Origin of the sequence: Streptomyces sp. NPDC006365 (assembly GCF_042870755.1) — a bacterium.
In the GTDB taxonomy this organism is placed as follows: domain Bacteria; phylum Actinomycetota; class Actinomycetes; order Streptomycetales; family Streptomycetaceae; genus Streptomyces; species Streptomyces xiangluensis.
In genome coordinates this window covers 177,612-204,164 of record NZ_JBIAHS010000003.1, presented here as the reverse complement: position 1 = coordinate 204,164, position 26,553 = coordinate 177,612, and the positions used below count along the sequence as shown (strand labels likewise).

General features: G+C 68.0%; 24 protein-coding genes and 5 pseudogenes. 17 read left to right on the top strand and 12 right to left on the bottom strand.

From position 1 onward, the window contains the following. Positions 1-2: 2 nt before the first annotated feature. A complete protein-coding gene (locus tag ACFYO0_RS10100) occupies positions 3-1,313 on the bottom strand; it encodes an ABC transporter substrate-binding protein (protein ID WP_388673156.1) in 1,311 nt (436 codons plus the stop codon). 507 nt (positions 1,314-1,820) lie between these two features. Between ACFYO0_RS10100 and ACFYO0_RS10095 the strand changes: the two genes are divergently transcribed. The 11 genes and pseudogenes from ACFYO0_RS10095 to ACFYO0_RS10045 all read left to right on the top strand — a co-directional run bounded on the left by ACFYO0_RS10095 (position 1,821) and on the right by ACFYO0_RS10045 (position 10,940). Beyond that, positions 1,821-2,858, top strand: a complete 1,038-nt coding sequence (locus ACFYO0_RS10095) for a LacI family DNA-binding transcriptional regulator (RefSeq protein ID WP_388673154.1) — start codon at positions 1,821-1,823, stop codon at positions 2,856-2,858. Positions 2,859-3,079: 221 nt separating this feature from the next. Then, positions 3,080-5,140 (top strand): RICIN domain-containing protein, encoded by a 2,061-nt coding sequence (locus tag ACFYO0_RS10090; protein ID WP_388673152.1) that lies wholly within the window; start codon positions 3,080-3,082, stop codon positions 5,138-5,140. 255 nt (positions 5,141-5,395) lie between these two features. Beyond that, positions 5,396-5,890, top strand: coding sequence for a MarR family winged helix-turn-helix transcriptional regulator (locus tag ACFYO0_RS10085; protein WP_388673150.1), 495 nt, complete (start codon positions 5,396-5,398; stop codon positions 5,888-5,890). 153 nt (positions 5,891-6,043) lie between these two features. Beyond that, on the top strand, positions 6,044-6,655 hold the full coding sequence (locus ACFYO0_RS10080) for a DsbA family protein (RefSeq protein WP_388673148.1): 612 nt from the start codon (positions 6,044-6,046) through the stop codon (positions 6,653-6,655). A 34-nt stretch (positions 6,656-6,689) separates the two neighbouring features. After that, positions 6,690-7,496 (top strand): MBL fold metallo-hydrolase, encoded by an 807-nt coding sequence (locus tag ACFYO0_RS10075; RefSeq protein WP_388673146.1) that lies wholly within the window; start codon positions 6,690-6,692, stop codon positions 7,494-7,496. 2 nt (positions 7,497-7,498) lie between these two features. Beyond that, positions 7,499-7,909, top strand: coding sequence for a nuclear transport factor 2 family protein (locus tag ACFYO0_RS10070; protein ID WP_388673144.1), 411 nt, complete (start codon positions 7,499-7,501; stop codon positions 7,907-7,909). A gap of 30 nt (positions 7,910-7,939) precedes the next feature. Next, positions 7,940-8,098 (top strand): annotated as a pseudogene (locus tag ACFYO0_RS10065) (hypothetical protein); the annotation flags it as partial. Positions 8,099-8,223: 125 nt separating this feature from the next. After that, complete coding sequence (locus ACFYO0_RS10060) at positions 8,224-8,511, top strand: winged helix-turn-helix domain-containing protein (protein ID WP_388673142.1); 288 nt, start codon at positions 8,224-8,226, stop codon at positions 8,509-8,511. Next, complete coding sequence (locus ACFYO0_RS10055) at positions 8,436-9,170, top strand: transposase (RefSeq protein WP_388673140.1); 735 nt, start codon at positions 8,436-8,438, stop codon at positions 9,168-9,170. Before ACFYO0_RS10060 ends, ACFYO0_RS10055 begins: the two co-directional genes overlap by 76 nt. A 10-nt stretch (positions 9,171-9,180) precedes the next feature. Further along, on the top strand, positions 9,181-9,705 hold the full coding sequence (locus ACFYO0_RS10050) for a MarR family winged helix-turn-helix transcriptional regulator (RefSeq protein WP_388673138.1): 525 nt from the start codon (positions 9,181-9,183) through the stop codon (positions 9,703-9,705). Beyond that, a complete protein-coding gene (locus ACFYO0_RS10045) occupies positions 9,702-10,940 on the top strand; it encodes a multidrug effflux MFS transporter (protein ID WP_388673136.1) in 1,239 nt (412 codons plus the stop codon). The genes ACFYO0_RS10050 and ACFYO0_RS10045 overlap by 4 nt, the downstream gene beginning before the upstream one ends. A 362-nt stretch (positions 10,941-11,302) precedes the next feature. On the opposite strand, the gene ACFYO0_RS10040 is transcribed toward ACFYO0_RS10045, so the two are convergent. Together ACFYO0_RS10040 and ACFYO0_RS10035 are read right to left on the bottom strand one after the other, a co-directional pair. Then, a complete protein-coding gene (locus ACFYO0_RS10040) occupies positions 11,303-11,497 on the bottom strand; it encodes a hypothetical protein (RefSeq protein ID WP_388673134.1) in 195 nt (64 codons plus the stop codon). 1 nt (position 11,498) lies between these two features. Then, positions 11,499-11,930, bottom strand: a pseudogene (locus ACFYO0_RS10035) (pyruvate carboxylase); the annotation flags it as partial. A gap of 343 nt (positions 11,931-12,273) precedes the next feature. Here ACFYO0_RS10035 and ACFYO0_RS10030 point away from each other — a divergent pair. The 4 genes from ACFYO0_RS10030 (at position 12,274) to ACFYO0_RS10015 (ending at position 16,572) form a co-directional block, all read left to right on the top strand. Next, positions 12,274-13,089: an oxidoreductase gene (locus ACFYO0_RS10030; RefSeq protein ID WP_388674212.1), complete on the top strand. Its 816-nt coding sequence runs from the start codon at positions 12,274-12,276 to the stop codon at positions 13,087-13,089. Between the two features lie 59 nt (positions 13,090-13,148). Continuing rightward, a complete protein-coding gene (locus ACFYO0_RS10025) occupies positions 13,149-13,796 on the top strand; it encodes an alpha/beta fold hydrolase (RefSeq protein WP_388673132.1) in 648 nt (215 codons plus the stop codon). A 112-nt stretch (positions 13,797-13,908) separates the two neighbouring features. Continuing rightward, a complete protein-coding gene (locus ACFYO0_RS10020; RefSeq protein ID WP_388673130.1) occupies positions 13,909-14,787 on the top strand; it encodes an alpha/beta fold hydrolase in 879 nt (292 codons plus the stop codon). 105 nt (positions 14,788-14,892) lie between these two features. Beyond that, positions 14,893-16,572 (top strand): CocE/NonD family hydrolase, encoded by a 1,680-nt coding sequence (locus ACFYO0_RS10015; RefSeq protein WP_388673128.1) that lies wholly within the window; start codon positions 14,893-14,895, stop codon positions 16,570-16,572. A 416-nt stretch (positions 16,573-16,988) separates the two neighbouring features. On the opposite strand, the gene ACFYO0_RS10010 is transcribed toward ACFYO0_RS10015, so the two are convergent. Next, complete coding sequence (locus tag ACFYO0_RS10010; protein WP_388673126.1) at positions 16,989-18,083, bottom strand: NmrA family NAD(P)-binding protein; 1,095 nt, start codon at positions 18,081-18,083, stop codon at positions 16,989-16,991. Between the two features lie 87 nt (positions 18,084-18,170). Beyond that, positions 18,171-18,623: a transposase gene (locus ACFYO0_RS10005; RefSeq protein WP_388673124.1), complete on the bottom strand. Its 453-nt coding sequence runs from the start codon at positions 18,621-18,623 to the stop codon at positions 18,171-18,173. A gap of 15 nt (positions 18,624-18,638) precedes the next feature. On the opposite strand from ACFYO0_RS10005, the pseudogene ACFYO0_RS10000 reads away from it, so the two are divergent. Further along, positions 18,639-19,305, top strand: a pseudogene (locus ACFYO0_RS10000) (transposase family protein); the annotation flags it as partial. On the opposite strand, the pseudogene ACFYO0_RS09995 reads toward ACFYO0_RS10000, so the two are convergent. From ACFYO0_RS09995 to ACFYO0_RS09970, 6 genes and pseudogenes are all read right to left on the bottom strand, one after another. Next, a pseudogene (locus tag ACFYO0_RS09995) lies at positions 19,280-19,483 on the bottom strand (alpha/beta fold hydrolase); the annotation flags it as partial. The pseudogenes ACFYO0_RS10000 and ACFYO0_RS09995 sit on opposite strands and share 26 nt — an antisense overlap. Positions 19,484-19,793: 310 nt before the next feature. After that, positions 19,794-20,363, bottom strand: coding sequence for a TetR/AcrR family transcriptional regulator (locus tag ACFYO0_RS09990; protein ID WP_388673122.1), 570 nt, complete (start codon positions 20,361-20,363; stop codon positions 19,794-19,796). A gap of 303 nt (positions 20,364-20,666) precedes the next feature. Continuing rightward, complete coding sequence (locus tag ACFYO0_RS09985; RefSeq protein WP_388673120.1) at positions 20,667-21,569, bottom strand: LysR family transcriptional regulator; 903 nt, start codon at positions 21,567-21,569, stop codon at positions 20,667-20,669. A 40-nt stretch (positions 21,570-21,609) separates the two neighbouring features. Then, entirely contained in the window at positions 21,610-22,803 is a 1,194-nt protein-coding gene (locus ACFYO0_RS09980) for a glycine C-acetyltransferase (RefSeq protein WP_388673118.1), read from the bottom strand. Between the two features lie 35 nt (positions 22,804-22,838). After that, complete coding sequence (tdh, locus tag ACFYO0_RS09975; RefSeq protein ID WP_388673116.1) at positions 22,839-23,867, bottom strand: L-threonine 3-dehydrogenase; 1,029 nt, start codon at positions 23,865-23,867, stop codon at positions 22,839-22,841. Positions 23,868-24,496: 629 nt separating this feature from the next. Continuing rightward, positions 24,497-24,763 carry a hypothetical protein gene (locus ACFYO0_RS09970; protein ID WP_388673114.1) on the bottom strand — a complete coding sequence of 89 codons (267 nt, stop codon included), beginning with the start codon at positions 24,761-24,763 and terminating at the stop codon, positions 24,497-24,499. A gap of 96 nt (positions 24,764-24,859) precedes the next feature. Here ACFYO0_RS09970 and ACFYO0_RS09965 point away from each other — a divergent pair. Then, a pseudogene (locus tag ACFYO0_RS09965) lies at positions 24,860-25,628 on the top strand (transposase family protein). 57 nt (positions 25,629-25,685) lie between these two features. Here ACFYO0_RS09965 and ACFYO0_RS09960 read toward each other — a convergent pair. Further along, entirely contained in the window at positions 25,686-26,117 is a 432-nt protein-coding gene (locus ACFYO0_RS09960) for a hypothetical protein (RefSeq protein ID WP_388673112.1), read from the bottom strand. Between the last annotated feature and the right edge of the window lie 436 nt (positions 26,118-26,553).

Genomic DNA, 26,553 nt, shown 5'->3' with positions numbered 1-26,553 from the left:
GCTCAGCCGGACGCGAAGATCGTCTTCTTCTGGCGCTCGATCGAGGACAGCAGGCTGTCGATGCCCTTGGGGTCGCGGATGAACTTCTGGAGTGCGGGCTGCATCACCGTGGAGGTGAAGTCGGGCCGGCTGTCACGGTCCATGAACTGGGTGAGGTGCTTCGCCTGCGCGATCATCTCGTAGCCCTTCTTCTGAAGGGTGCTGTAGCCGGAGGTGTCGGCCTTCGTGGAGGCGGCGATAAGGCTCGGGTCGGCCTTCAGGTAGATCTCTTCGGCCTGGGCCGTACCCAGGAATTCGAGCAACTTGACGGACCCGGCGTGGTTCTTGGGCTTCTTGCTGAGCATGATGCCGTCGGTCGGCGCCTCCACGGTGTCCTGCCCGTACGCCGGGTCGATCTCGGGGAAGGCGAAGAAGTCGAGGTCGTCCAGGTCCGCCTTGTTGGTGAACTGCTGGGCCACGAACATGCCGAGCATATACATGCCGGCCTTCTTCGCCACCAGAGTCTGAGCGGCGTCCTGCCAGGTACGGCCGACCGCGCCCTCCTGGTGGTAGGGGAGGGCCTCGGCCCAGGTGTCGAAGACCTTGCGGACCTTCGCGTCGGTCCACGAAGCCTTGCCCGCCATCAGCTCGACATGGAAGTCGTAGCCGTTGAGGCGGAAGTTGATCTGGTCGAAGGAGCCCATCGCCGGCCAGGCGTCCTTGTCGCCGTACGCGATCGGGACGAGGCCGTCCTTCGTCATCTGCTTGCACAGGGCGATGTATGCGTCCCACGTGGTGGGGACCTCGTAGCCGTACTTCTGGAAGACACTCTTGCGGTAGAAGACCGCCCACGGGGACGTGGTGAGGGGTACCAGGTAGTACTTGCCGTCCTGACCCTGGCTCAGGTCATGCATGGCAGTGGGGAAGTTGTCCCCGATCGTCTTCCACACGTCGTCGATCGGGGAGGCGAGCCCCTTGGCCGCGAAGAACTGCATCCGGTAGCCGGCGAACCACTGGAACACGTCGTCCGGCGTGCCCTGCAGGTAGGTGTTGATCTGCTCCTGGAACGTGTTGTGGTCCTTGGTGTTGATGTCGACCGCGATCCCGGACTGCTTCGTGAAGGCCGCGTAGACGTCGGCATACCCCTTCTTCGGGACGGCGTCGGACGCGTTGGAGCCCACGGTGACGGTCTTGGTGTCCGACGAGGTGGAACTGCCGGCGCAGGCACTCAGCAGGGGGATGCCAGCACCCAGTAGCGCGGCTCCGCCGAGTCCGCGTAGCACAGTGCGGCGGCTGGTGTCAGGCATGGGCTGACCAAGGGATGAATGGTGCATTTCGACTCCTGACAGGGCTGGCGGTACCCAGACTTGGCGCGTCAGCCGGAAGAGGGTTGGCGGAGAGATAGCCGCTGAGTGACCAGAACCAAACACGATCGAACAAACGCGATCGGTGGACGCCAGGAAGCGTGAACGCTCTGTGTGCTGGCTGTCAAGACTCCGCGTCCGGCAATGTGTGATGGATCAGGTCCGGTCGGGAGCGCGATGTGCGGGCAGCCGGAGCCGACGGGCAGGACCGACCTGGCTGGCCGTCGAGTCGTCCCGCATGGAGAAAACACCGCTTGAGCTGCCGGAATGAAGGCCGGGCACGTTTCCTCGAGCGCCTGCGACACCCCCCTCCGCCCGGCCGCAGGCCCCGACGTCCTCTCGCGTCGGAGGCAAGTGGCATTGCGAGAACTCTTGACGTGCGCTCGGCGGATGCGTACACATTGACCGCGCGGTCAGACCGCGCGGTCATTCAATTGACCTCGTTCGATGGCGAACACACGGCCATGGGGAGACTTCATGACAACAGGGGCGGAGCGCGGTGCCGGCTCCTCCGCGCCGCGCAGTGAGGACGTGGCGAGGCTGGCCGGCGTCTCACGCAAGACGGTCTCCCGGGTCCTCAATAACGAGCCGTACGTCTCCGACGAGTCCCGCCGACGTGTCCTGGCGGCCGCCGAGGAGCTCGGCTACCGGCTGAACCACGCGGCAAGGGCACTGGCCTCCGGCCGTACCCGGTCCATCGGTGTGGTCGCTCTGGCAACAGCCGGGTATGGAACTGCCTCCCTGCTGGTGGGCATCGAACAGGCCGTACGGGACGCCGGTTACGCGCTGCGCGTGGTCAACACCCCGGACGGCGACCCGCGAAGCATCGCCGGCGCGCTGGAGTCACTCCTGGAGCAGGGCGTGGACGGCATCGTGGTCTCCGTACCCATCGTCGAGGGTGAAGTCCCGCTCGGTGTCGACGTGCCGGTCCTCTTCGTCGGAGCGCCACCCGCCTTCACCGCCGCCCGGACACTGACCGTCGGCGTGGGCGCCCATGAGCTGGCCCGTGCGGCCACCGAACACCTGCTGGACCTGGGACACGCGACCGTCCATCACCTCGCCGGCCCGCGCCGGTGGTACGCCACCAAGGACCGCATCGAGGGATGGCGAGCGGCGCTGGCGGCCCGGGGCGCGCATGAACCGCCCGTGCTGAACGGCGACTGGTCGGCGGCCTCCGGGTATGCCGCGGGCCTCGGGCTGGCCTCGGACCGCTCAGTGACCGCGGTGTTCGCCGCGGGCGACGAGATGGCCATCGGACTGATCCACGGCCTGCGGGAAAGCGGTCGTCGTGTGCCGGAAGACGTCAGTGTCGTCGGTTTCGACGGCAACCCCGTCTTCGCCTATGTCTCCCCGCCTCTGACCACCGTCCGTCAGCCCTTCGAGGCGGCGTCGAGCGAAGGAATCCGGCTTCTCCTCCACGCCATGGAGAAGCCCGACACCGAACTGCCGCCGGCGAACGACCCACCCGTCGAGCTGATCGTCCGCGGTTCTACTGCGCCTCCGTCCTCCCTCTGATCCACCCCGCCCCCGTGCCACTGCTTCGGCGCACCCGCACGCCGGGGCGCTCCACCTCCGTCATTCCGCGCTTGTCGCGCCGCGCCCTCCGCGCTCGCGAGCCGTGCCCGGCAGTGTCGCCCGGCTGTCCCCGGGCCACGCGCCAACGAACTCCGCCGCGTCACTCTGAGCCGTTCCGAGTCGGCGGCAACACCGAAACACACCTTCCCCCAGGAGTCGCAATGTCCCCTGCGCAGACAGCCGCCAGACCCGGCGCCGCTCCGCGTTCCCGTCCCGTCTCCTTCTTGTCCCTGGCTTTCATCCTGCTCGTCACGGCGATGGCCATGGTCGTGCCCGCCGGCCGGGCGGACGCCCTGGCCCGTCCCTCGCAGACGATGTACACCCCGCCGTCGGGTGCGCCCTCGCCCGGGTCGCTCTACCCGCGGGGGATGCGGATGCAGCACAACGGCTCCGCCAACGGCACCATCCTCGCGACCTTCGAGCAGTACACCTCCGGCACGCCGGTCCTCCCCATCTACCGCAGTACGGACAACGGCAACTCCTGGTCGAAGATCTCCGAGGTCGCCGACACCCAGAACGGCTGGGGCATGCGCTGGCAGCCCGAGCTGTTCGAGCTGCCCACGGCGGTGGGCGGCTTCCCCGCAGGAACCATCCTCGCCGCCGGGGCTTCCGTCCCCGCCGACCGCTCGGCAATCAAGATCGATGTCTATGCCAGCACCGACCGCGGACAGACCTGGACCTTCGTCAGCAACATCGCCACCGGCGGCCCGGCATTCGATCAGAACGGCAATGGCAACACTCCCGTGTGGGAGCCGTTCTTCCTCTACGCCAACGGCAAGCTGATCGTCTACTACTCCGACCAGCGCGACCCCGACAACGGCCAGAAGGTCGTGCACCAGGTCACCACGGACCTCCGGACCTGGGGGCCGGTCGTGGACGACGTGGCGATGCCCACCTACAGCCAGCGCCCGGGTATGGCCACCGTCGCGCAGCTTCCCAACGGCAACTACGTCATGACGTACGAGTACGGCGGCTCTCCCTCGGGCAACTTCGCCGTCTACTACAAGATCTCCGCCGACCCAGAGGCCTTCAACTCCGTCACGGGCATTCCCCTGCGGTCGACGGACGGCGTGGTCCCCACCAGCACCCCGTACATCACGTGGCTGCCCACCGGCGGTCCGAACGGCACGCTTGTCGTCGGCGCCTACAGCACCAGCGACCTGTTCCTCAACACGCAGAACGGCGCCGCGAACACCTGGACGCGCATCAGCTCCAACGTCGCCAACGGCTACAGCCGCGGCATGGTGCCCCTGCCCGACGGCCACAGCCTGCTCGTGCTCAGTGGCGGCAACGGAGGCAGCAACCTCTCCAACCCCGTCACCTACAGCACCATCGACCTGGGCGGCGGCATCTCGGACGGCGCCACGTACACCGTGTCGAACGCGGGCAGCAACCTCATGCTGAGCATCGCGGGCGGCTCCACCGCCAACGGCACGAACGCCACCCAGCAGAACGCCGACAACGCCACCGACCAGCAGTGGCGCTTCGTGCACCAGAGCTCCGGCTACTTCAAGATCCTCAACGTCGCCAGCGGCAAGGTACTCGGTGTGGAGAACCAGTCCACCGCCGACGGCGCCAAGATCCTCCAGTGGGACGACAACGGCACCCTGGACCACGAGTGGGCGGTCTCCCCGCACCAGGCCGGCGGGTACACCATCACCAACCGTGTGACCGGCAAGTTCCTGGAGATCCCGAATGCCTCCACCGCGGCCGGCACCGCCGCCGTCCAGTGGAGCGGCACCAGCTGCGCCTGCCAGCGCTGGAACCTCACCCAGACCGCTCTGCCGCCGCTGGGTACCGGGCAGTACGTTCTCGTCAACAAGAACAGCGGGAGGTACCTGGACATCCCGCAGGGCTCGACCGCCACCAACACGGCAGCCCAGCAGTGGCAGAACTCGGCCTGTTTCTGCCAGCTGTTCACCTTCCAGTCCGCCGGCGGTGGAGCCTGGACCATCAGGAACGCCAACAGCAACCTGAATCTGGACATCCGTAACGGCTCCACCACCGCCGGAGCCGCCGTCGTCCAGAACACGCCGTCCACCGCGAACTCACAGAAGTGGACGCTCACCGACGCGGGCAACGGCTACTACGAACTCAAGAACGTGGGCAGCGGCTTCAACGCCGCCGTCGCCCAGTCCTCCACCGGCAACGGCGCGGCAGTCGTGCAGTGGAACGACCTGAACATCGACGACCAGTTCTGGAAGATCGTCCGCATCAACTGAGTGGCTGCGGCCGGTGCGGAGAGCGGGCGTGTATCCACGCCCGCTCTCCGCACCGGCCAGGGAGGGAGCATGTCCTGCCGACCGGGGCCGGGGCGTCGCGAAGTTCCCCGATGCCGGACCGACGGATGCGGCGAGCTCCCTGACCAGCACCCACGTGGGGTTGCTGTCGCTCGACTGGTCCAGTCGACTTCTGCCCTGCCCGACCCCTCATGATCGGTACGGTGGTACCAGGACGACTGGAGGGGCGGCGCGGCCGTGGATGAGGAAGCGGAGATCAGGACGGCGAAGGAGGCCGCCGACCATGAGCTCATTCTGGCGTTCGGCCGGCTGCAGGGGGCGGCCAACCGGCTGGAGTACATCCTCGGCCGGGCGCTCGAGGAGGAGTGCGGTATCAGCCATCTGGTCTTCGAGGTCCTGCTGATCCTCGGCCGGGCGGGGGAGCCGGGGCTGTCGATGCGGGCCATCGCCCAGGAACAGGTTCTGACCACGGGAGGCGCCACCCGGCTGGTGGACCGGATGGAGGCGGCGGGTCTGGTCGAGCGCGCGGAGGATCCCGGCGACCGGCGCGGGCGGCTGGTGCGCCTGACCCCGTTGGGCGAGGAGACGGCCGTACGCGCGTCACGGGTCCATGTGGAGAACATCCAGCGGTACTTCGTGCAGCCCGTCCCCGCCGCGGACCGCGCGCGATTCGCGGAGGATCTCCGCATCCTCAGTCACACGGCCCGGGACGTGCTGCCCCGGCTGCCCTGACCTGCGGTTCGGCGGCGACGCTGATGTGATGACGTGAGTCGCCCCGGTGTGTCCCAGGCCACAGTCAGCAGGAAATATCTGATGAGTCAGTTACTGTTTGGTCAGGTGAATGGCTCGCGGAAGGCGCGAGTACCCACCCTGCCGAGGTCTTTGATGAAGCTCGTCTATGTCTTCGATGCGTACTGCGGCTGGTCGCACGGTTTCTCCGCGACCCTGCGCGAGGTCGTCTCCCGACACCCCGACCTGCCGATCGAGGTGGTCTCCGGTGGTCTGTTCACCGGGCCGCGTCGGGTACCGATCCGCGAGTTCGGTCATGTCCAGGGCGCCAACGCCCAAATCGCCGAGCTGACCGGCGCCGCGTTCGGCGAGGGGTACGAGCGGCTGATCGTCGACGGCTCGTTCGTGATGGACTCCGAGGCCGCCGCCCGCGGTGTCGCGGCCCTGCGTCAGGCTGCTCCCGGCCGTGCGGCGGAGCTCGCCATCGCCTTGCAACAGGCTTTCTACGTCGACGGCTTGAGCCTGTCCGAGCCCGCGACCTACCGGAAGGTCGCGGAGGAGGCCGGGCTGAACGCCGAGGCCGTGGTCGCCGCCTTCGAGGGCCCTGAGGCGCCCCATACGGCGGCGGACGACTTCCACCGCGCGGCCGAACTGGGCGTCACCAGCTTCCCCACCCTCCTCGCCGATGACGGCGAACGCGCTGTCCCCCTCGCACGCGGGCACGCCACCGCCGACGACATCGACCGGCGCCTCGCGAGTCTCGTCTGAACCCCGTCCCCACCCCCTGCAAGGAGCAATGACGATGAGCACCCTGTCCTTCAAGGTCCTCGACCTCGACTTCCCGGCCGGCAGCAGGAACAAGACCGCCACCCTCGTCACCGGCGAGCAGGAAGCCCTGCTGGTGGACGCCGCCTTCACCCGCGCCGACGGGCACCGACTGGCCGCCGAGATCCTCGACTCCGGCAAGACGCTGACCACCGTCTTCGTCTCGCACGGCGACCCCGACTTCTACTTCGGCGCCGAGGTGATCGCCGACGCCTTCCCCGACGCGCGCTTCGTCGCCACCCCGATCGTCATCGAGCACATCCAGCACTCCTACGAGGGCAAGCTCAAGGCCTGGGCCGCCCTCGGCCCGAACCTGCCCACCCGTCTGGTCGACATCGAGCCCCTGACCGGCGATCTCACGCTCGAAGGCCACCGCTTCGAGTTGAAGGGCGGCCCGGCCGGCCTGCCCGACCGCCACTACCTCTGGCAGGCCGAGCACCGCGCCCTGCTCGGCGGCGTCCTGCTCTTCCAGCAGGAGCACGTCTGGGTCGCCGACACCCCCACCCCCGACGACCGCGCCGTCTGGATCGGGCTCCTGGACGAAATGGCCGCCCTGGACCCGGAGTTCGTCGTCCCCGGCCACCGTCTCCCCGGCACCGCCGCCGACGCCTCCGCGATCACGGCCACCCGTGACTACCTCGTCGCCTTCGAGGAGGAGTTGGGCAAGGCCGCCGACGGCGCCGCGCTCACCGAGGCGCTCGTCGGGCGCTACCCGGACAACGGAATGCTGATCGCCGCGCAGATCGGGGCGAAGGTCGCCAAGGGTGAGATGAAGTGGGGCTGACCATGAGCGAGTTCGCCACTTCCGCCGCGCCCGCCGATGTCGTACGGCGTCAGTATCTGGCCTCCGCGGCAGGTGATCTGGAGGCCCTGCGCGCCACGCTCGCCCCGGACGTGGAGTGGACGGAAATGGCCGGCTTCCCGCTGGCCGGGACCTACCGCACCCCCGACGGGGTCACCTCCAACGTGATGGAACAGCTCGGCAAGGACTGGGACGGCTGGACCGCCCACGACGACACCTACGTCGTCGACGGCGAGAACGTCGTCGTCCTCGCCCGCTACACGGCCGCCAACAAGGCGACCGGCAAGCCGATCGACGTCCGCGTCGCCCACCACTTCGTCGTACGCGGCGGTCTCATCGTGCGCTTCGAGCAGTTCGTCGACACCGCACTCGTCCGCGACGCCATGAACGCCTAGAGATCTTTACAGTGCGGGTTACGCCGGGTCGTGACGGCTGGGCCGCGCTATGCCAGGAGAGTGAGGTATCCCGATGGTGGTGGACTGACGGCCGAGGAGCGGGCTCGGCGTGAGCGAGTCCGGCTCGCAGCCGCTGACCTGATCGAGGCGGGGGCCAGCGACCGGGAGGTGGCCCGGCGATTCAGGGTGACCCGGATGTCGGCGAACCGCTGGCGGCGGGCGTTGTCTTCGGGCGGGCGGCAGGCCCTGGCCTCCAGGGCCCCGGCGGTGCCCGCTGCAAGCTCGACGCGGGACAACTCCGCCACCTGGAGTCGGTGCTGGACGCCGGCCCGGCCGCCTTTGGCTGGAATGAACAGTGCTGGACGCTGGCGAGGATCGCCGAGGTCGTGCGCGGCCGGTTCGGTGTTGAGTACACCCTGGCGGGGCTGGACCTGCTGCTGCACCGCATCGGTTGGAGCATGCAGGTCCCCTCTCGCAGGGCCACCGAGCGGGACGAGGCGAAGATCGCCGCCTGGAAGGACGAGCAGTGGCCCGTCATGAAAAGAGGGCGGCGGACTTGGGCGCCTGGCTCTGCTTTGAGGACGAAGCTGGCCAGGGCCTGAGGCCGCCCAAAGGCCGCACCTGGGCTCGACGCGGCCACACGCCGGTGGTGCGAGTCACCGCCGCAGGCACCAAACGTGTCTCGATGGCGGCGCTGATCTGCACCAAGCCCGGCCACCGGCAGCGGCTGATCTACCGCACCCACCTCGACCGCGGCCCTGCCAAAGGCCGCCGCAAGGGCTGCACCGAGACGGAATATGCCCGCCTGCTGGACGCCGCCCACCAGCAACTCGGCGGACCGATCGTGCTGGTGTGGGACAACTTGAACACGCACGTCAGCCGCACCACGCGCGAGCTGATCGCCGCCCACTTATGGCTGGCCGTCTATCAACTGCCACCGTACGCGCCCGAGCTCAACCCGGTGGAGGGTGTGTGGTCGCTCCTGAAGAGGTCGCTAGCCAACCTCACCAAACAGAGCCTCGACCAGCTCACCAAGCTGGTGAAGACCGGGCTCAAACGCATGCAATACCGCCCCTGTCTCATCGACGGTCTCGTAGCCAAGACCGGGCTCGACCTCCAATGCTCTGTACCGCCCAGCAGTGACCGATGTCACGATGATGCATCTGTGCAGCACGTGTCGACAGACCATCCAGATGAGAAGCTCAAACTTACTAGTTTGACGTTAAATACATGCTTTGAAAAACTATATAGCAAGCGTTAGCTTGGTAAGTGTGATTGATGTTCCAGAAGAGGCGTCGAAGGATCTGGTCTTGGCCGAGGCGTTGCGGTGGGGTGTGTCCCGCCTGGCTTCCCGGCTGCGCGCCGAGCAGCCGGGGAACAGCCGCTCCTTGACGCGGCTGGCCGCATCCGTGCTCGCCAACCTTCGGCACAGCGGCGCACTGACCCCGTCGGAACTGGCCGCCATCGAAGGGCTGCAGACCCAGTCACTGACCCGTGTACTCAACGAGCTGGAGGAACAGGGACGAATTCGCCGGTCGAAGAGCGAGGTGGATGCCCGTCGCCAGAACATCGAGGTCACGGAAGCGGGGCGGGAGGCGCTGCGGGAGCACGTGCGGGATGGCAACGCTTGGCTGGCGGCGGCACTGTGCCAGACGCTGTCACCGGCCGAGCGTGGTGTGCTGCAGATCGCCGCCGGGCTGCTGGAGCAGGTGGCGGAGGCCGAGGTGGCCGTCGATGGGTGCAGGGGCCCGGCGCAGGAGTCAGGGCAGGTCGAGGGGGCGGCCCCGGCGCTATGACTACTCACTCAACCGGTAAGGCATCAGCCGGTCATCAGCGCCCGTCCCCCGAACTTCCGAAACGGCTCCCGCTGTTGATGGTTCTGGCCGGACTGAGCGGCGCAAGCCCGCTGGCCACAGACATGTACGTCCCCGCCCTCCCCGACCTGGCCCGCTCCTTGGCAACCGATGCTTCCGGCGCGCAAATGTCACTGACCGGGTTCCTGGCCGGAATCATCGTCGGGCAACTTGTTCTGGGCCCCCTCAGCGATGCGGTCGGCCGTCGGCCCGTTCTCATCGGCGGATCCGTGCTGTTCGCTGTCTTCTCCACCGTGTGTGCTCTGGCGCCCACGGTCGAGTTGCTCAACATCGCACGAGTCGGGCAGGGCATCGCGGGAGCGGCCGGGATCGTCGTCTCCCGTGCCGTCGTGGCCGACCTCTTCGACGACCGTGAACTTCCCTTGGTCTTCTCCCGCCTGGGAGCGATCACCGCCACGGCCCCGGTCCTGGCACCCTTGGCCGGAGGCGCCCTGCTGCTCGCGGTGTCCTGGCGCTACGTCTTCGCCGTCCTCGCCCTCATGGGCTTACTCCTGTCGCTGGGCGTATGGCGCTGGATCCCCGAGTCCCACCCGCCCCACGCCCGCCTCACCGGCGGGATGACCGCCGGCCTGCGCGCCATCGGAGAGGTCGCCGCACAGCGCGCCATCCTCGCACCGGTGCTGGCCCTCGCCTGCGGTGGGGCCGCCGTCTTCGCCTATATCGCCGGAACCACCTTCGTCTTCCAGGACATCTACCGTCTATCCCCGGCTCTTTCCAGCCTCGTCTACGGCGTCAACGCCATCGGCAACATGGCAGGGAGCCTGGCCTACGGCCACCTGGCCAAACGTCGGACCCCCGAGGCTCTCCTCATCATCAGCGGGGCGCTGGCGACAACGGGGGCGGCAGCACTACTCCTCATCCAGGCGACCACTGGCAGTACCACGCCGCTGACCTGGCTATGCCTGTTGATCACTATCAGCGCATTCGGCATCTTCTTCCCAGCCGTGATCACCGTCGCTCAGAGCCGCGGACGCGCTGCCCCGGGAGCTACCTCCGCTCTCCTGGGCGGAAGCCAGTTCCTCTTCGGCGCGGCCGCCTCCCCCCTGGTCGGGCTATTCGGTACTCAGAGCCCGGCGCCCATGGCAGCCGTGATGAGCAGTTGTCTCGCCCTGGGGACCCTGGCCGCCATCGCCACCAAACGTGCACACGCCTCCTGAGGGTTGCTACCCCAAGGGTGCTGATCACGACCCGGACAAGAGAGAGTCCTGCGCCAGAGACCTTCAGCCGCCGTAACGCCAGCCATTGAAGGTCTCTAGAAGTCGCACGCGCCACTCATCGTGAGGAGAAGCCTGCGCGGGCAGTTCCCCGACCCGCGCCTGGACATCAGAGGGCCGTCGCCGACTTCTGGCGCATCGTCGGCGGAAAGAGCGTCGAGCACTGGGACGTGATCCAGGAAGTGCCCGAGAAGAGCGCCAACTCCGAGTCCGCGCTGGTGCCGGCGCATCACTGGGTGTTTTGCCCAGTGATGCGCTCAGTCGGGTGGGCGGCCCCGAGTATTCCGGGCCGCAGTGGGGCGTGTTCAGGTGGTGATGCGGGCGTTGACCTTCCGCATCCAGTCCCGGTCGGTGTGCCACATGGGGTGGTGCGGGGCCGCGTTGGAGGTCAGGACGACGCCCTGGAAACCCGCGGCGAGGCAGCGGTCGACGACGAACTCGGCGATGTCCTTGCCGACGGCGTCCTCCTCGAAGTGTGTCAGCAGCGGGGTGTAGCCCACACCGGTTGAGCGTCGCCCGCCGGCCCTTCTCCAGTCCCGTACGGTCCTCGGCGGTCAGCTCCTGCGTGGGCTTGGGGTCGGCGCGGCCCTCGAGCGCCTTGCTGCGGAAGGGCTCCGGCCAGCCGTCGGGCGGGTTGCCCAGCACGCCGCGCAGGAAGCCGATGACGGAGTCCGGGATGTCGTACGTGTTCGGCGAGGCCTCGAAGTCCTCGGGCTTCACGCCGGCGTCGCCGACCAGGTGCAGTGCGAGGTCGCAGACCACCTTCGACGACGGGGTGACCTTGACCAGGCGGCCCAGCATCCGGTCGGCGGCGGGGTACATGGCCTCGATGTCCTCGAAGCGGTCGCCGAGGCCGAGCGCGATCGCCCGGGTACGCAGGTTGGAGAGCTGGCCGCCAGGGATCTCGTGGTGGTAGACGCGTCCGGTCGGTGCGTCGTGGGCGGTGGTTCTGCAGGGGCGAATTGAGGGGCGAGTCGATGCCGTCCTGCCTGAACCGGCGGTCGGCCGTCTCGGTGACCCGCGGCCGCGTCGACTCGTAGTCGGTGCCGTGGTAGCCCTCGTGCCACAACTCGGTGATCGCCGCGCGGATGACGCTCACGTCTTTCCTGTGCGCTGATCCTGACGTGTCGTCATTTGGCAGGCGCTGGTCAGCTCAGCCTGGAGGCGGCCGGTGGCGCGGGCAGGGATCCTTTCGTGTTTGAGCTTGCGCTCGGAAACCGATCGGTTTACAGTGATGGAAACCGATCAGTTTTCTCTATGAGCTCGGGAGTCCATGATGACGACACATCGGCCGGTGGCACTCGTGACGGGTGCGTCCTCCGGCATCGGCAAGGCGGCAGCGCTGGCGCTGGTCAAAGCAGGTTTCGAGGTGGTCGGTACAAGCCGCGACACCTCGCGCGTCACCCCGCTTGACGGTGTGACGTTCCTGGACCTCGACGTGGCCAGTGACGCGTCGGTCGCCGGGGCGGTGGAGCAGGTGATCGAGCGGTTCGGGCGGATTGACGTCCTGGTCAACAACGCCGGTATCGGCTTGATGGGCGCGGCCGAGGAGAACTCCCTCGCGCAGGCCCAGAACGTCTTCGACATCAACGTCTTCGGCGTCATGCGCATGGTGAAGGCAGTACTGCCGCACATGCGCGCCCGGAGGCGCGGGCGCATCATCAACCTCTCGTCCGTGGTCGGCTTCCTCCCCTCGCCCTACATGGCCGCCTATTCCGCCTCCAAGCATGCGGTCGAGGGGTACTCCGAGTCCCTGGACCACGAGGTCCGCGAGCACGGTGTCCGGGCGCTCATCGTCGAACCCGCCTACACCAACACCGGGTTCGAGTCCAACAGCCCGCGGCCCGACGCGCCCCTGGAGGTCTACGCGGACCAGCGGCGCGCCTTCGACCGCCTGATGGAGGCAGCGATCAGGGACGGCGACGACCCCGCCGTCGTCGCCAAGGTGATCGTCGCGGCGGCGACCGACCCGAAGCCGAAGCTGCGCTACACCGCCGGTCCCACGGCCGGACGCGCCAGCACCCTGCGCCGCCTCGCTCCCGCCGGCATCTTCGACAAGCAGATCCGCAAGCTCAATCAACTGGCCGGCTGACGCCCACCGCCCCGCACACCCACTGACCGCGCACGCCAAGCAGGAAATAGACGCATGGCATGAGCACCTACCTGGCAGACAAGGCCGAGGACCTCTCCGTGGAGGGGCCCTCCGCAACGTTCACCTACCGGCGCATCGGCCCGCAGGACGGCGTCCCGCTGGTCCTGCTGAACCGCTTCCGCGGCCCCAGCGACTGGTGGGACACGCAGTTCCTGGACCACCTGGCCGTCGACCGCGACGTGATCCTGTTCGACCATGTCGGCGTCCGCTACTCCACCGGCCAACCACTCGCCTCCATCGAGGGATTCACCGACGGCGCCATTGAGTTACTCCAGGCCCTCGACCTGGCCCAGGCCGACCTGCTCGGATGGTCCCTGGGCGGCATCGTGGCTCAGCACCGGGCCCTGCGACGGCCCGACCTCGCAGCAGTGGCCGCGGCGCAGGCGCAGGATGTCAACGTACTGATCAACAAAGCCGGCGCGGCGGTCGGCGCGTCCTTCCTCGAGTCGCCGGTCGATGATGTGCGCCGGGAGTTCGAGACCAACTTCTACGGTCCGCTGCTGGCCGACCCTCGTGACGTCGCCGCGCTCGCCCTCGACGGCGTCGAGACAGGGGTGTACGAGGTGCTCGCCGACGACGTCTCGCGGCAGGTCAAGGCGGGCCTGGCCGGGGACCTGGCAGGGCTGTATCCCCAGCTGGCGAAGTAGGACACGGACCACAGCGAGAAGCGCAGGCCCGCGCGCCATCGGCGGTCGCCGCCCTCGCTGCCGCACCGCACCCAATCACCCATCCGCAGTTCACGTACAAGGAGGCGGCGAGATGCCCACCCAAGACCCACGTCCGACGATTCGCATTCCGGGGACCACCAGCCACACCCTCGCTCCGCGCGCCGGGCGCCAGGGCCGCGAGGGAACCCTGCGCTACCTCAAGGCGGGCACCGGTGCTCCCCTGGTCCTGCTGCACACCGTGCGCACGCAGGCCGAGCACTTCCGCTTCCTCATCCCGATGATCTCGGACCAGTACACCGTGTACGCCCTGGACCTGCCGGGGATGGGCTACTCCGAGATCGTGCCCGGCGCCTCCTACGACGAGCCGGCGATGCGCGCGGGCGTCGAGCGGCTCCTGACCGAACTCGACCTGCATGACGTGACGCTGGTCGGGGAGTCCATGGGGGCGGTGCTCGCCCTGACCACCGCGGCCGATCTGCCGGAGCGGGTACGCCGCGTCGTCGCCGTGAACACATACGACTTCCGTGACGGCATCGCCCGCTCCAGCCTCCTCGCCCGCGTGGTGGTCGCCGGTGTTCTCGCTCCGGGGGTGGGCCCGGTGATCGCCGGGGTGGAGCCCAAGCCGGTCCTCCGCAGGGTCCTGGAGGGCGGCCTGGGCGACAAGAGCGCTCTGCGGGAGGACTACGTCGACGAACTCCTCCAGGTGGGTGGCCGCCCCGGTTACCCGACCGTTGCCCGGTCCGTGTACCAGAGCCTGCCCAGCCTCATCGCGGCCCGCTCGCGTTATACCGAGATCAAAGCCCCCGTTCACCTCGTCTACGGGGAGAAGGACTGGTCCCGATCCTCGGACCGGCATGCCAACAAGGAACTGCTGCCCGCCGCCGAATTCACGCAGCTGCCGGGAGCGGGCCACTTCATCGCACTGGAAAGACCCGACGTCCTGGCCGGCCTGTTGAACGCGGCGGCGTGAGCTGCCCCGAGACCGGTGTGTCACCCCCATTTCGGGGGTGGTGCGTGATGAAGACCGACTCCAGGATGGCGCGGGAAGGCGTCGTGGCAGACGAAGGAGCGGCACATGACGGATATCCGGATCGAGTTCGACGTTACGGCGGAGATGCGTGACGGCACGGTGCTGCGCGCGGATGTCTACCGGCCTGGTGGTACGGGGCCGTGGCCGGTACTGCTCAGCCGGCTGCCGTACGGCAAGCAGACGCCCATGATGGCCGTCATGCTCGATCCGGTGGCGGCGGCCCGACGCGGCTTCATGGTCGTCATACAGGACACCCGTGGCCGGTTCGCCTCCGAGGGGGAGTGGGAGCCGTGGACGTACGAGGAGAGCGACGGTTACGACACCGTTCGGTGGGCCGCTGCCCTGCCCGGCTCGAACGGCTCCGTCGGCATGATCGGCGTCAGCTATTTCGGCAACACCCAGTGGATGGCGGCGCTGTCGAAGCCGCCGGAGCTGAAGGCTATCGCGCCAATGATCACGTGGTCCGACCCGGACGACGGCCTGTGGACGCGCGGCGGTGCGATCGAGCTCGGCATCACCGTCCCCTGGTCGCTCCTGCAGGGCGCCGACACGCTGACGCGCCGGCACGCCACCGATCTGGACGGGCTGGTGAGCAGCATCACCGGGCTCGTCCAGGACTTTGACGGTCTGGCGGGCGGCGGTTACGGGGAGCTCCCGGCCGGGCGGTTTCCCGCGTTCGCCCGGCACGATCTTCCCGAGCTGGGCTACGAGCGTTCCCGGCGAGAGCCCGAGTGGGCGCGGTCCTGCCGGGTCGCGGGCCGGCACGACGAGGTCGACCTGCCCACCTTCCAGGCCGGCGGGTGGTACGACATCTTCAGCCAGGGCACGCTCGACAACTTCACGGCCATGCGCCGGGCGGGCCGGTCCGCCACGCTGGTCATGGGCCCGTGGTCGCACACCAACCTGCGGAACGTGGTCGGGGACGTCAACTTCGGGTTCAGCGCGCACTCCGACTTCATGGGCATGCGGGGACGTCTGACCGACATGCAGTTCGACTGGTTCCAGCGCACGCTCGGCGACGGCAACGGTCAGGTGCTTGAGCCGGACACGGGCAAGGTGCTGCTGTTCGTCATGGGGATCAACCAGTGGCGCGAGGAGACGGAATGGCCCCTGTCGCGGGCGGTGGACACGGACTTCCACCTGCGCGCGGACGGAAGCCTGAGCCTTGAACCGCCGTCCACCGCCGAGCAGCCCGAGGAGTTCACCTACGACCCGATGGATCCTGTGCCCACCGCCGGCGGCGCGGTCCTCATGACCGACGAGTTCCGTCCCGGACCGCTCGACCAGACGGCCGTGGAGGCGCGCGAGGACGTCCTGGTCTTCACCACAAATCCGCTCGCCGAGGACGTCGAGGTGACCGGCCGGGTCCAGGCGGTGCTCTTCGCGGCAACGGACGGCCCTTCGACGGACTGGGTGGCACGCCTGTGCGACGTCGACGAGAACGGCCTCTCCCGCAATGTGACCGACGGCATCGTGCGGGTGCGGGTGACACCGGGCGAGCCGGCCGAGCACGTGGTGGACCTGTGGTCGACCAGCATCGTCTTCCGGGCGGGGCATCGGATACGGGTTCAGGTCACCTCCAGCAACTTCCCGCGCTGGGACCGCAATCTCAACACGGGCGAACCCGAGGAGAGCGCGACCACGGCCCGAGTGGCCCGCCAGCAGCTCTTCCACGACCCCGCCCGGCCGTCCCGCATCGTCTTGCCGGTGGTTCCGGCCAGGTAAGAAGCACGGGAGATCCACGGGGACGACATGGTCGATGTCTTCTCGCCGGGGCCGATCCTCCCTGGCGCCGCAGCTCGCGGCAGCGACAAGTGGTTCACCCGGTTCGAAACCGCCCTGCGGGCGCTGCCGGAGCAGCGACGCCGGCACTCCCTGGTGCCGCTGCTGCAGGCGCTCGCGAAGCCGGGCGAACCGGCACTCGGCTCGGCCGTCCCGGCCGACCGCTTCACGGACGCCGTCCGGGAGGCCGGATCGGTGAGGACGGGGCCACCCGCACCTGTCCGCAAGCCTCATCACCAAGTACGCGAGCGACCTGCGCGGACTCGGCCTCCTCTGACACGACCGTCGCCGCCGGGACGAACCGCCGTGGAGCAGTACGCTCCCCGGCAGGCGCTCCCGGCAACGATCGCGGGCCCCGTTTACAACTTGCCCCTCCTCAAATCCGCACTGCCCTTGAGGATCGGAGAGTCGCTGCGCCAGTTCTCGGGTTGGACCCTCTCCCAGAGACTTCCCTTGCCGAGGTCCCGCCCCATTTGATCTTCTCGCCTGAACCACTGCTCAGCACTTCTGATCCTGGTGGGGTGAATTTCGTCGAGCAGGGCGTAATCCCTGGTGATGATTCCGTGCTTCCATGTGTTCCAGAAGCCCGTGAAATTGTCCCGGAAGCTCATGGTGCTCTTGTCGTTGGGATCGGCGTTGTATCCGGCAGGGAGATCAGCGGCCCCCTTCAGCGGGCCGCCCCAATAGGCATCCAGATCGGTGTCGATGTATTGCGCTGGATGCCCGGTGGCCTTCTCGAACGCCGCAGCCATATCGGTATAGGTCATGTGCTCGATAGCGACTTCGAGGTCCATGCCGTTCGCCCGCTCCGGATTGTCGAAGAGCCAGCGAACATAGAATCCGCAATCTTCAAGAGACACGTGGGGAACGGCGCCCTCGCCGAGAGGTACTCGCCACGTGACGACACCGTCCTCGATGGAAGGTGTCATGGGTGTGCCCGGTGAGATCACCATCTCGATGTAGGGACCCGAAGTGAAGACTGCTGCTCCCATCCTGTCCCTGTTCTTTTCGTTCTGAAAGAGCACCCATTCAGCTATACGGCCTTTGCCGTCGTAGTGGCCGGTGCGGAACCTGGAGTCGTAGCCGGACTTCTTGAGGGCGTAGTCGAGGTTTCCGTAGACGAAGAACTTGATTCCTTCTTCAATCGCTATCTCATAAGTGCGGATGGCCCAGTACATCTCCGTTTTCTCGCCGGTGTTGAACCCGTCGATGTTGATGAATGCCCCGTCACATCCGCGAAACCCCTCCCGCAGGACGTCTTCGTCGGCGAATGAGCCTTCGAGGAGGGAGACGTTGCCGAGTGCGAGGAGGGCCTGGGCTCGTGAGGACGTGGAATCGCGGGTGAGGACTCGGACGGAGTACTTCTTGTCGGCGACAAGAGCGCGAACGATGGGCATCCCTTGAGCCCCTGTGCCGCCGATGATGAAGATGTTGGAGGTGATGTGAGAAGACATGGCTTTTGACTCCAGGGGTTGAGTACACGCGATCAGTACGCGATGGGTGCGGCAAGTTCGAGGCTTATCTCTGCACCAGCTTGGCGATCAACGGCACCGGATTACGCTGCGCCGATGGCTCGTGGGTCGCGGGCGGTCGCATAGGCGACGACTGTGTCTTTGATGCCGGTAATAGATACCTCGAAAACCGATCGGTTTCGGATAGAGTACACCGAACGGTTTTCTAGTGGCAAGCGCTCGGGTGTCCGGGTCTTCAAAGTGGAGCGGTGCAGGGGTCCGCGGGCTCGGTGGGTGGTCACACAGCGCGTGCGTAGGTGTTGGTCTGTCGGCATTGCGGAAGCCGAAGGCGGCCCGTGCGACAAGTCTGATGACGCGGTTGATGTCCTCACTCTCGGCGTTGCTGTGTCTGGCGTCGGCGAGCGCCTCGATTTCGGGCTCTTCACAGTTGAGGGTGTAGTCGCTGGTTGGATGGTGGCTGGCGCGTCGGTCCCGGGGCAGGTGTCGAGGTCTTCCGAGGATGGATGTTCCTACGCCGCTCATCTGGAAGACCTCGACGTGCCTGACGCAACCCTCGGCTGCCCTGACCTGACCACGTTCTGCCGCCTGGATGAGCTCGGCCCGGTCGTGGTCGGCCAGCGTCTGCAGCCCGATCGCGCGGTCCTGGCGTGCCGGGTCCTGGAGGCCGATGACGGCACCGAGGGCCGGTGCCAACGCTGCGGGTGTGCAGCAGGAAGACCCCGGGACTCCGTCACGCGGGAGCTGGCCCACGAGCCGCTGGGCTGGCGACCGACCACCCTGCTGGTGACGATCCGCCGGTACCGGTGCACCGGGTGTGGCATGTGTGGCGCCAGGACATCAGCCGCGCCGCGAGCCTCGGGCCAGGCTGTCGCGTCGTGGACTGGCCTGGGCGCTGGAGGTGATCGTGTGTCAGCACTTGAGCATCGCTCGCGTCGCCCAAGGGCTCGGCGTCGTGTGGAACACCGCCAACGACGCGGTCCTGGCCGAGGGCCGACGGGTGCTGATCAACGATCCCGGCCGGTTGAACGGTGTGAAGGTCATCGGGGTCGATGAGCACGTGTGGCGCCATACCCGCCGCGGGGACAAGTACGTCACCGTGATCATCGACCTCACGCCGGTGCGCGCCGGTACGGGTCCAGCGAGGCTGCTGGACATGATCCCGGGCCGCTCCAAGGCCGTTCGGTCAGGAGCCGCTCGACGCCCGCGCGCATCGCCGGCTCGTCGTAGGAGGCGCCGGGCACGATCTCGGAGTAGCCCATCCCCGGCAGGTCCAGGGCGTACACGGTGTACTGGTCCGAGATCATCGGGATGAGGAAGCCGAAGTGCTCGGCCTGCGTGCGCACGGTGTGCAGCAGGACCAGGGGAGCACCGGTGCCGCCCCGCTACGAGTGCACGCTGACGGAAGCCGCGCGCGATCTGCGGCCGGTCCTGCTCGTCCTGGCGGAATGGAGGGGCGGCCATGCGCCCCAGGGAGATTCGCCGACGGGGCGTCACCGCGACCGCGGCGTGGTGCCACCCGCGGACCGCCTGCGGCACCTGAAGCGAGCCGCTCTACTCCTGTCCGGCGCCGGACTTGGCGGCGGTGGAATGCCGGCAGGCCGGGATGAAACCTCTGGTGGTCAGACGGGTCTGCAGTCGACGCTCCATCGCCGCACACATCCGTCTGCTCGGGCGGCTCGAAAAGGCGATGCGTCAGTGCATGTCCGCCGCATCGAGCAGGGTGGCCACGGTGGGCACGATGAGTCCGGTGAGTTTGTCGGCTCTGATCCCCGCGCGGGCACTGGCGCCGTCGAAGACGAGGATCAGCTGGCGGGCCAGCAGATCCGGGTCGCTCGCCCCGCCCCGTTCTGCCTCGCCCCGGAAAAAGGCCGTCAGGTTCCCCTTGACCTGGTGGGCCACCCGGCTGGCGGGGTGGCTCTGATCCTTGAGCTCGATCTGCACAGCCAGGTACGCACAGCCGTGGAATTCGGGCGCGCCTGCCTGCGACTCCAGCTGCTCGAAGACGTGCAGGATCCGCTCCCGCGGGGAACGCGGATCGTCCGCCTCCGGCAGGAGCCGGGCCGCGTAAGAGGCGGCTCGCCGCTCCAGGCTCGCCGCCAGCAGGTCATCCTTGCTCTCGAACAGTTGGTACATCGAGCGCTTGGACACTCCCGCCGCCTTGCACAGCGCCTCGACGCCGACACCGACGCCCTCGCGGTAGGCGAGCGTGGCCGCCGCCTCCAGGAGCCTCTCCCGGGGAGTCGGCTTCGTCTGTGTGGTCATGATGTGAGGTTAACTCGGTTTTCAACGAAATGAAAACCGATCGGTTTACTCTGTGGCTGATGTCGGGGCGTTCTGGCCCGGCGCTGTCGGCGGGCGGTCGTGGTCCGCGCTGTGGCTCAAACCGCGGGTCCGGCAGGTACGACACGAACAGCGTGACCGCACCTTCGTACCCGTGCGCGGTGGACACCTTGATGCCCCCAGGACGGCCCGGGCGCGGCGAGCGAGGGTGGCGATGAACGCCGCAGCCCCTGCGGTGCCCACCGCCAGGAATAGAGGCCGGTCAAGCTCAGTCTTACGCAAAGCTCACGTCCGCGCCGCCTCCCCCAACGCCTCCAGCACCGGCTGTATCAACGGATGCTCCTCCGCTCCCCGCCGCACCGCCGCAAAGACCCGCCGGGCCGGCACCGCCCCGTCCACCGGACGCACGACCACCCCCGCGAGGTCCATGCCTCGCAGCGCCGACCTCGGTACGAGCGCCACTCCCGCACCGGCCGACGCCAGTGCCACGACCGCGCGGAAGTCGTCCGAGGAGTGCTCCATGCGGGGCTGGAAGCCGACGTTCTCGCAGGCCAGAACGACCACGTCGTGGCAGGGATTACCCGGGTAGGGGCCGATCCAGCTGTCCTTGGCCAGCTCGGCCAGCGGCACCTCGCTCGCGTCGGCCAGACGGTGGGTGACCGGGACGACGGCGTCGAAGGGCTCGGCGTACAGCGGTACGTGAGTCAGGCGGGGGTCGTCGGCGGGCGGGGCGCCCCGGTACTCGACGGCGACGGCGACATCCACCTGCCGGTCCAGGACCATCGGCAGGCTGGCGTCGCCCTCGGCGTCCTGGACGCGGATGCGGATGCCGGGCGCAGAGTCGGCGAGGCGGGCCACCGCGGGCGCGACGACCAGGGTGATGCCCGTCGCGAAGGAGGCGACGGTGACCGTGCCGGCCGCGCCCGCACTGTAGGCGGCCAGCTCTGCCTCCGCACGCTCCAGCTGGGCGAGGACCGCGTTGGTGTGTCCGAGAAGGATCTCGCCGGCCGGGGTCAGTCGTACGCCCTTCGCGCTGCGCTCGACCAAGCGGTGGCCCGTCTCCTGCTCCAGGGCCGTCAACTGCTGGGAGACCGCCGAGGGCGTCAGGTACAGCGCGGCGGCAGCCGCCGTCACCGTGCGGTGGTCGGCCACCGCACGGAGGATGTGCAGCCGCCGCGCTTCGATCATGGGATCGATTGTCTCAAATGCCCCCGGTTCTCCTTCCTGCTCAGGCCTCCAGCTCCGCCCGCGCCGCCACGAACGCGTCCACCACGCGGTTCACGTCCTGCGTCGAGTGCGCGGCCGACAGCTGGACCCGGATGCGGGCCTGACCCTGCGGGACGACCGGGTACGAGAAGCCGATCACGTACACGCCGCGCTCCAGCAGCAGTTCGGCCATGCGGCCGGCCTTCACCGCGTCGCCGATCATCACCGGTGCGATGGCGTGGTCGCCGGGAAGGACGTCGAAGCCCTCCTCGGTCATGCGGCCGCGGAAGAGGGCCGTGTTCTCGGCGAGCCGGACGCGCAGGTCGTCCGCCGACTCCAGCAGGTCGAGGACCTTGAGGGAGGCCGCCGCGATCACCGGGGCGAGCGTGTTGGAGAAGAGGTATGGCCGGGAGCGCTGGCGCAGCAGTGCGACGATCTCGGCGCGGGCAGCGACGTAGCCGCCGGAGGCGCCGCCCAGCGCCTTGCCGAGGGTACCGGTGATGATGTCCACACGGTCCATGACGCCGTGCAGCTCGGGGGTGCCGCGGCCACCGGGGCCGACGAAGCCGACGGCGTGCGAGTCGTCGACCATGACCATCGCGTCGTAGCGGTCGGCGAGGTCGCAGATCTCGCGCAGCGGGGCCACGTAGCCGTCCATGGAGAAGACGCCGTCGGTGACGATCAGACGGCGGCGCGCGTCGGACGCCTCCTTCAGCCGGGCCTCCAGCTCGGCCAGGTCGCGGTTGGCGTACCGCAGCCGTCGGGCCTTGGAGAGCCGGATGCCGTCGATGATCGACGCGTGGTTGAGAGCGTCGGAGATGACAGCGTCCTCCTCGCCGAGCAGCGTCTCGAACACGCCGCCGTTGGCGTCGAAGCAGGAGGAGTACAGGATCGTGTCCTCCTGTCCCAGGAACGCCGACAGTCGCTCCTCCAGTTCCTTGTGCACCTCCTGGGTGCCGCAGATGAAGCGGACGGAGGCCATGCCGTAACCCCAGCGGTCCAGGGCCTCGTGGGCGGCGGCGATCACCTCGGGGTGGTCGGCGAGACCGAGGTAGTTGTTGGCGCAGAAGTTGAGGACCTCGCCCGCGCGGCCTCCTGCGGTGACGTTCACGGTCGCGGACTGCGGGGTGCCGATGACCCGCTCGGGCTTGTGCAGACCGGCGGCGCGGATCTCGTCCAGGGTGGCGCGCAGGTCGTCGCGCACGGAGTCGAACATCAGGAAGCTCCTAAAGTGCTTGCGGAGGAAGGGAGTTATGCCGTCCAGTCGAGGATGACCTTGCCGCCGCGGCCGCTCGCCGCGTCGGCGAACGCCGCCTCGAAGTCGCGGTAGCCGTACCGGCCGGTGATCACGGGCGCGAGGTCCAGGCCGCTCTCGAGGAGCACGGACATCGCGTACCAGGTTTCGAACATCTCGCGGCCGTAGATGCCCTTGATAGTGATCATCGAGGTGACGATGCGGGCCCAGTCGACCGGGAACTCCTGGGACGGCAGGCCGAGCATGGCGATACGGCCGCCGTGCGTCATGTTGGCGACCATGTCGCGCAGGGCCTCAGGGCGGCCGGACATCTCCAGGCCGATGTCGAACCCCTCGCGAAGCCCCAGCTCCCGCTGTCCACCGGCAATCGAAGAGCCGGAGACGTTGAGCGCCAGGCTCACGCCGATCTTGCGCGCCAACTCCAGCCGCTCCTCGCTCACGTCGGTGACGACGACGTTCCGGGCACCCGCGTGCCGGGCGACGCTCGCGGCCATCAGGCCGATCGGCCCCGCACCGGTGATCAGGACGTCCTCGCCGACCAGCGGGAAGGACAGCGCGGTGTGCACGGCGTTGCCGAACGGGTCGAAGATCGCGGCCACGTCGAGGTCCACCGGGACCCGGTGCACCCACACGTTGGACGCCGGCAGGACGACGTACTCGGCGAAGGCGCCGTCTCGGCCGACACCGAGCCCGACCGTGGCCCGGCACAGGTGCCGGCGCCCGGCCAGGCAGTTGCGGCACGTGCCGCACACCAGGTGGCCCTCGCCGCTCACCCGGTCGCCGGCCTTGATGCCGGTGACGTTCCATCCGGTCTCCATGACCTCGCCGACGAACTCGTGCCCGACCACGAGCGGGGTGCGGATCGCCTGCTGGGCCCAGCCGTCCCAGGACCGGATGTGCAGGTCGGTGCCGCAGATACCGGTGCGCAGCACCTTGATCAGTACGTCGCCGGAACCGACCGCGGGCTCCGGGACGTCCACGAGCCACAGCCCGGGCTCCGCCTTCTCCTTGACCAATGCCTTCATCGCCACGGCTCCTGTGGATGAGGCCCCGGGGCCGGGCATGTCGAATGAGCCCGTGTCCGGGGAGAGGAGTGGAATCACCCGGCAATCTGCCGTACGGCGCCCTGGGTGGTCCAGCGATGTTTTCTTAAGCCGCGCCGCAGCTTTCCTTCACGCCTGCACCCGCTCGAAGTACGCGGCGAGCTCGGCATTCAGGGGAGGCACTCCCTTTGCGACGCCCGTACCGTAACGACTGGGCGGCCCCGCCCCGTCCGTGGACCGTCATCCGCGCGGCCACCGGCCAGGTGCCGTACCGCCTCTCTCCGTTACGAACCTCAGAGACTCGTCGACGATCAGAGGACGCGTCACCTCCGGTGCGGCGTACTCCTCGAAGGCCCGCTCCCGGTACCTCGAGCGGCGCTCGTTCCAGAGCTTTCACGGCGCCGGGGCCGTCGCCGAAGCGGTCGGCACCCAGGAATCGTTCATGCAGGCCGTCGGCGCCACCCGCGGCGGCGGGCACCTGGGCTACGTGGGCGTGAACTACGACGTGACCATCCCCGCACGGCCAGCCGGTCGCCGTCGTCATCGCCACCACCCTGGAGGCCGGCGCCCGAGACGGCAGCCTGCGAACCGACGTCACCTCCGACGATGTCCTACTCCTCATGGGCGGCATCGCCTATGCCGTGCAGCACGGAGGATTGTTCATCCTGATTTCGCAGGTCACGGGGCTGGTGTGGGCGGGCGGTGGGATGCTCGGGCTGGTCGGGAGCGTGATCGGTAGCAGGTGGTCGTCTGGCACGGTGCCCGTTCGCCGGAATCGGCTTGTGGGACGCGGTTGCCTCGTACTCTCCGGCCCAGAAATCATTGAGCGTCTCGATCAGACGTCCCCGCAGGTCAACAACCAGCTCTGTGTCTGCCACGCCAGCAGATTAGCCAGCAAGGACTCCTCAACGACCGGTCAACGAGACAGAACCTAAGCGTGTTGGAGAAGGCTGCGATCTGGGCATTTCCCTTGTATGCGTGGGGTGTTGAGGGCTGATCCGTTGTGGGTGGAGACGTTCACGGGTCTGCGGATGCGTCAGTTCGAAGGCTTGTTACGGGTGGTGCGGGAGCGGGGCGGCAACGGTCCTGGCGGGGCGGCCGTGGTGTCTGCCGCTGGCGGATCGGGTGCTGCTGGTGGCGGTCTACTACCGCACCAACCTGACCATGCGGCAGCTCGCGCCGCTGTTCGCCGTCTCCCCGGCGACGGTGTGCCGGGTCATCCAGCGGCTGCGGCCCCTGCTCGCCCTCGAGCCGGCGTCCCGGCCCGCCGATGCCGCGGATCGGTTGTGGATCGTGGACGGCACCTTGATCCCGGTCCGCGACCGGCAGGTCGGTGCCTCCAGCCGCAACCACCGCTTCTCGGTAAATGTGCAGGTCAGCATCGATGCTGACACCAGGCTGGTGGTGGCCGCCGCCCGGCCGGCCCTGGGCAACCGGGCCGACGCCCAGGTCTGGCGGAGCTCCGGTCCTGCCCAGCACTGCGACGGTGTCACGGTGCTCGGCGACGGGGCCTACATCAACACCGGACTCGTCGTCCCGCACCGAAAACGGCCCGGCCGGCCACTCCTCGCGGGTGAGGAGGAAGACAATGCGGAGCATCGTCGGGTTCGTGCCCGCGTCGAGCATGCCTTCGCCCGGATGAAGAACTACAAGATCCTTCGTGACTGCCGCCAGCGCGGCGACGGCCTCCACCATGCGGTCCAGGCCGTCGCCCACATGCACAACCTCGCCCTGGCAGCGTGATCAGAACAGCAGAAGCCCGGGCCTGACCTGCCCGATCACAGCCTTCTGCAACACGCTTTAGTCATCCCAGGTGATGTAGACCTTGCCAGTGCATTTGTCGGGCAAGTTGTTGATCCGCTCACACACCTTGAAGTAGCCGAGGTTCCCACGCCAGGTCACATCACCCCAGTCACCTTTGGTACAGCCGGATGCGGAACCGTTCGAGTCGTTCCACCAGAAGGTGTCGTCTCCTGCCTCCCTCCAGAATTTGATGTACGCCTGGTGGCCATCCGCTTCGTTGTCGCAGATCGTGACGCCACCGTCGTACTCGACCTTGCCCGAGTCGGCCCCCTGCTTGAGGTAGTAGAAGGGGTTCGCTTCGGCGGCATTGGCCGTACCCGCCGGAGCGGCCACGGCGATTACTGTGGCCGCCGCGCCTGTGGCGAGTGTGCGCAGCAGCATCCGTCCACGTCGCAGCTGCTTCGCGCCCATGTTGGTGATCACGTGCATGAACCCCCACTCTCTATGTGTCGCTCGGGAAGGGCACGCAGGGGTCCCGCGTGGGCCATCTTGCCTGGGCAGGCACTTGCTGCATGCTTACGACACGTCATCGTGGCATGCCTACTCACTTCCCCGACCCTGAGAAGTTCTAGGTTCTCCAGCCCACGCTGCCGTGGTAGTTCAGTCGCAGGATCCCTTAGAGTGTGCCGGGAGTTGATCCCGAAGCGGAGTGTGTTCGCGTTTCTGGCCGAGCGCCGGGAGGTTTGGTTCCCGGCGGGGATGTTCGCGTACATGTACCCGTCGTCCAACGGGCGCCCGAGCTATCCGCCGCAGGTGCTGTCCAGTGAGATCGTTTCATTCAGGAGAGCCCTCGGTGGGCTGGGAGATCTTCATAAGTCGACCCAACTCCCGCTGGGGGCTCTCGCGTTACGGCCGGAATCGGCCC

Coding starts and splice junctions, on each gene's coding strand:
- ACFYO0_RS10015 (WP_388673128.1), top strand. CDS start 14,893: ATGACGGATATCCGGATCGAGTTCGACGTTACGGCGGAGATGCGTGAC.
- ACFYO0_RS10020 (WP_388673130.1), top strand. CDS start 13,909: ATGCCCACCCAAGACCCACGTCCGACGATTCGCATTCCGGGGACCACC.
- tdh (WP_388673116.1), bottom strand. CDS start 23,867: ATGAAGGCATTGGTCAAGGAGAAGGCGGAGCCCGGGCTGTGGCTCGTG.
- ACFYO0_RS10030 (WP_388674212.1), top strand. CDS start 12,274: ATGACGACACATCGGCCGGTGGCACTCGTGACGGGTGCGTCCTCCGGC.
- ACFYO0_RS09960 (WP_388673112.1), bottom strand. CDS start 26,117: ATGCACGTGATCACCAACATGGGCGCGAAGCAGCTGCGACGTGGACGG.
- ACFYO0_RS10100 (WP_388673156.1), bottom strand. CDS start 1,313: ATGCACCATTCATCCCTTGGTCAGCCCATGCCTGACACCAGCCGCCGC.
- ACFYO0_RS10010 (WP_388673126.1), bottom strand. CDS start 18,083: ATGTCTTCTCACATCACCTCCAACATCTTCATCATCGGCGGCACAGGG.
- ACFYO0_RS09980 (WP_388673118.1), bottom strand. CDS start 22,803: ATGTTCGACTCCGTGCGCGACGACCTGCGCGCCACCCTGGACGAGATC.
- ACFYO0_RS09990 (WP_388673122.1), bottom strand. CDS start 20,363: ATGACCACACAGACGAAGCCGACTCCCCGGGAGAGGCTCCTGGAGGCG.
- ACFYO0_RS10075 (WP_388673146.1), top strand. CDS start 6,690: ATGAGCACCCTGTCCTTCAAGGTCCTCGACCTCGACTTCCCGGCCGGC.
- ACFYO0_RS10090 (WP_388673152.1), top strand. CDS start 3,080: ATGTCCCCTGCGCAGACAGCCGCCAGACCCGGCGCCGCTCCGCGTTCC.
- ACFYO0_RS10045 (WP_388673136.1), top strand. CDS start 9,702: ATGACTACTCACTCAACCGGTAAGGCATCAGCCGGTCATCAGCGCCCG.
- ACFYO0_RS10005 (WP_388673124.1), bottom strand. CDS start 18,623: ATGAGCGGCGTAGGAACATCCATCCTCGGAAGACCTCGACACCTGCCC.
- ACFYO0_RS10080 (WP_388673148.1), top strand. CDS start 6,044: ATGAAGCTCGTCTATGTCTTCGATGCGTACTGCGGCTGGTCGCACGGT.
- ACFYO0_RS10070 (WP_388673144.1), top strand. CDS start 7,499: ATGAGCGAGTTCGCCACTTCCGCCGCGCCCGCCGATGTCGTACGGCGT.
- ACFYO0_RS10095 (WP_388673154.1), top strand. CDS start 1,821: ATGACAACAGGGGCGGAGCGCGGTGCCGGCTCCTCCGCGCCGCGCAGT.
- ACFYO0_RS10025 (WP_388673132.1), top strand. CDS start 13,149: ATGAGCACCTACCTGGCAGACAAGGCCGAGGACCTCTCCGTGGAGGGG.
- ACFYO0_RS09985 (WP_388673120.1), bottom strand. CDS start 21,569: ATGATCGAAGCGCGGCGGCTGCACATCCTCCGTGCGGTGGCCGACCAC.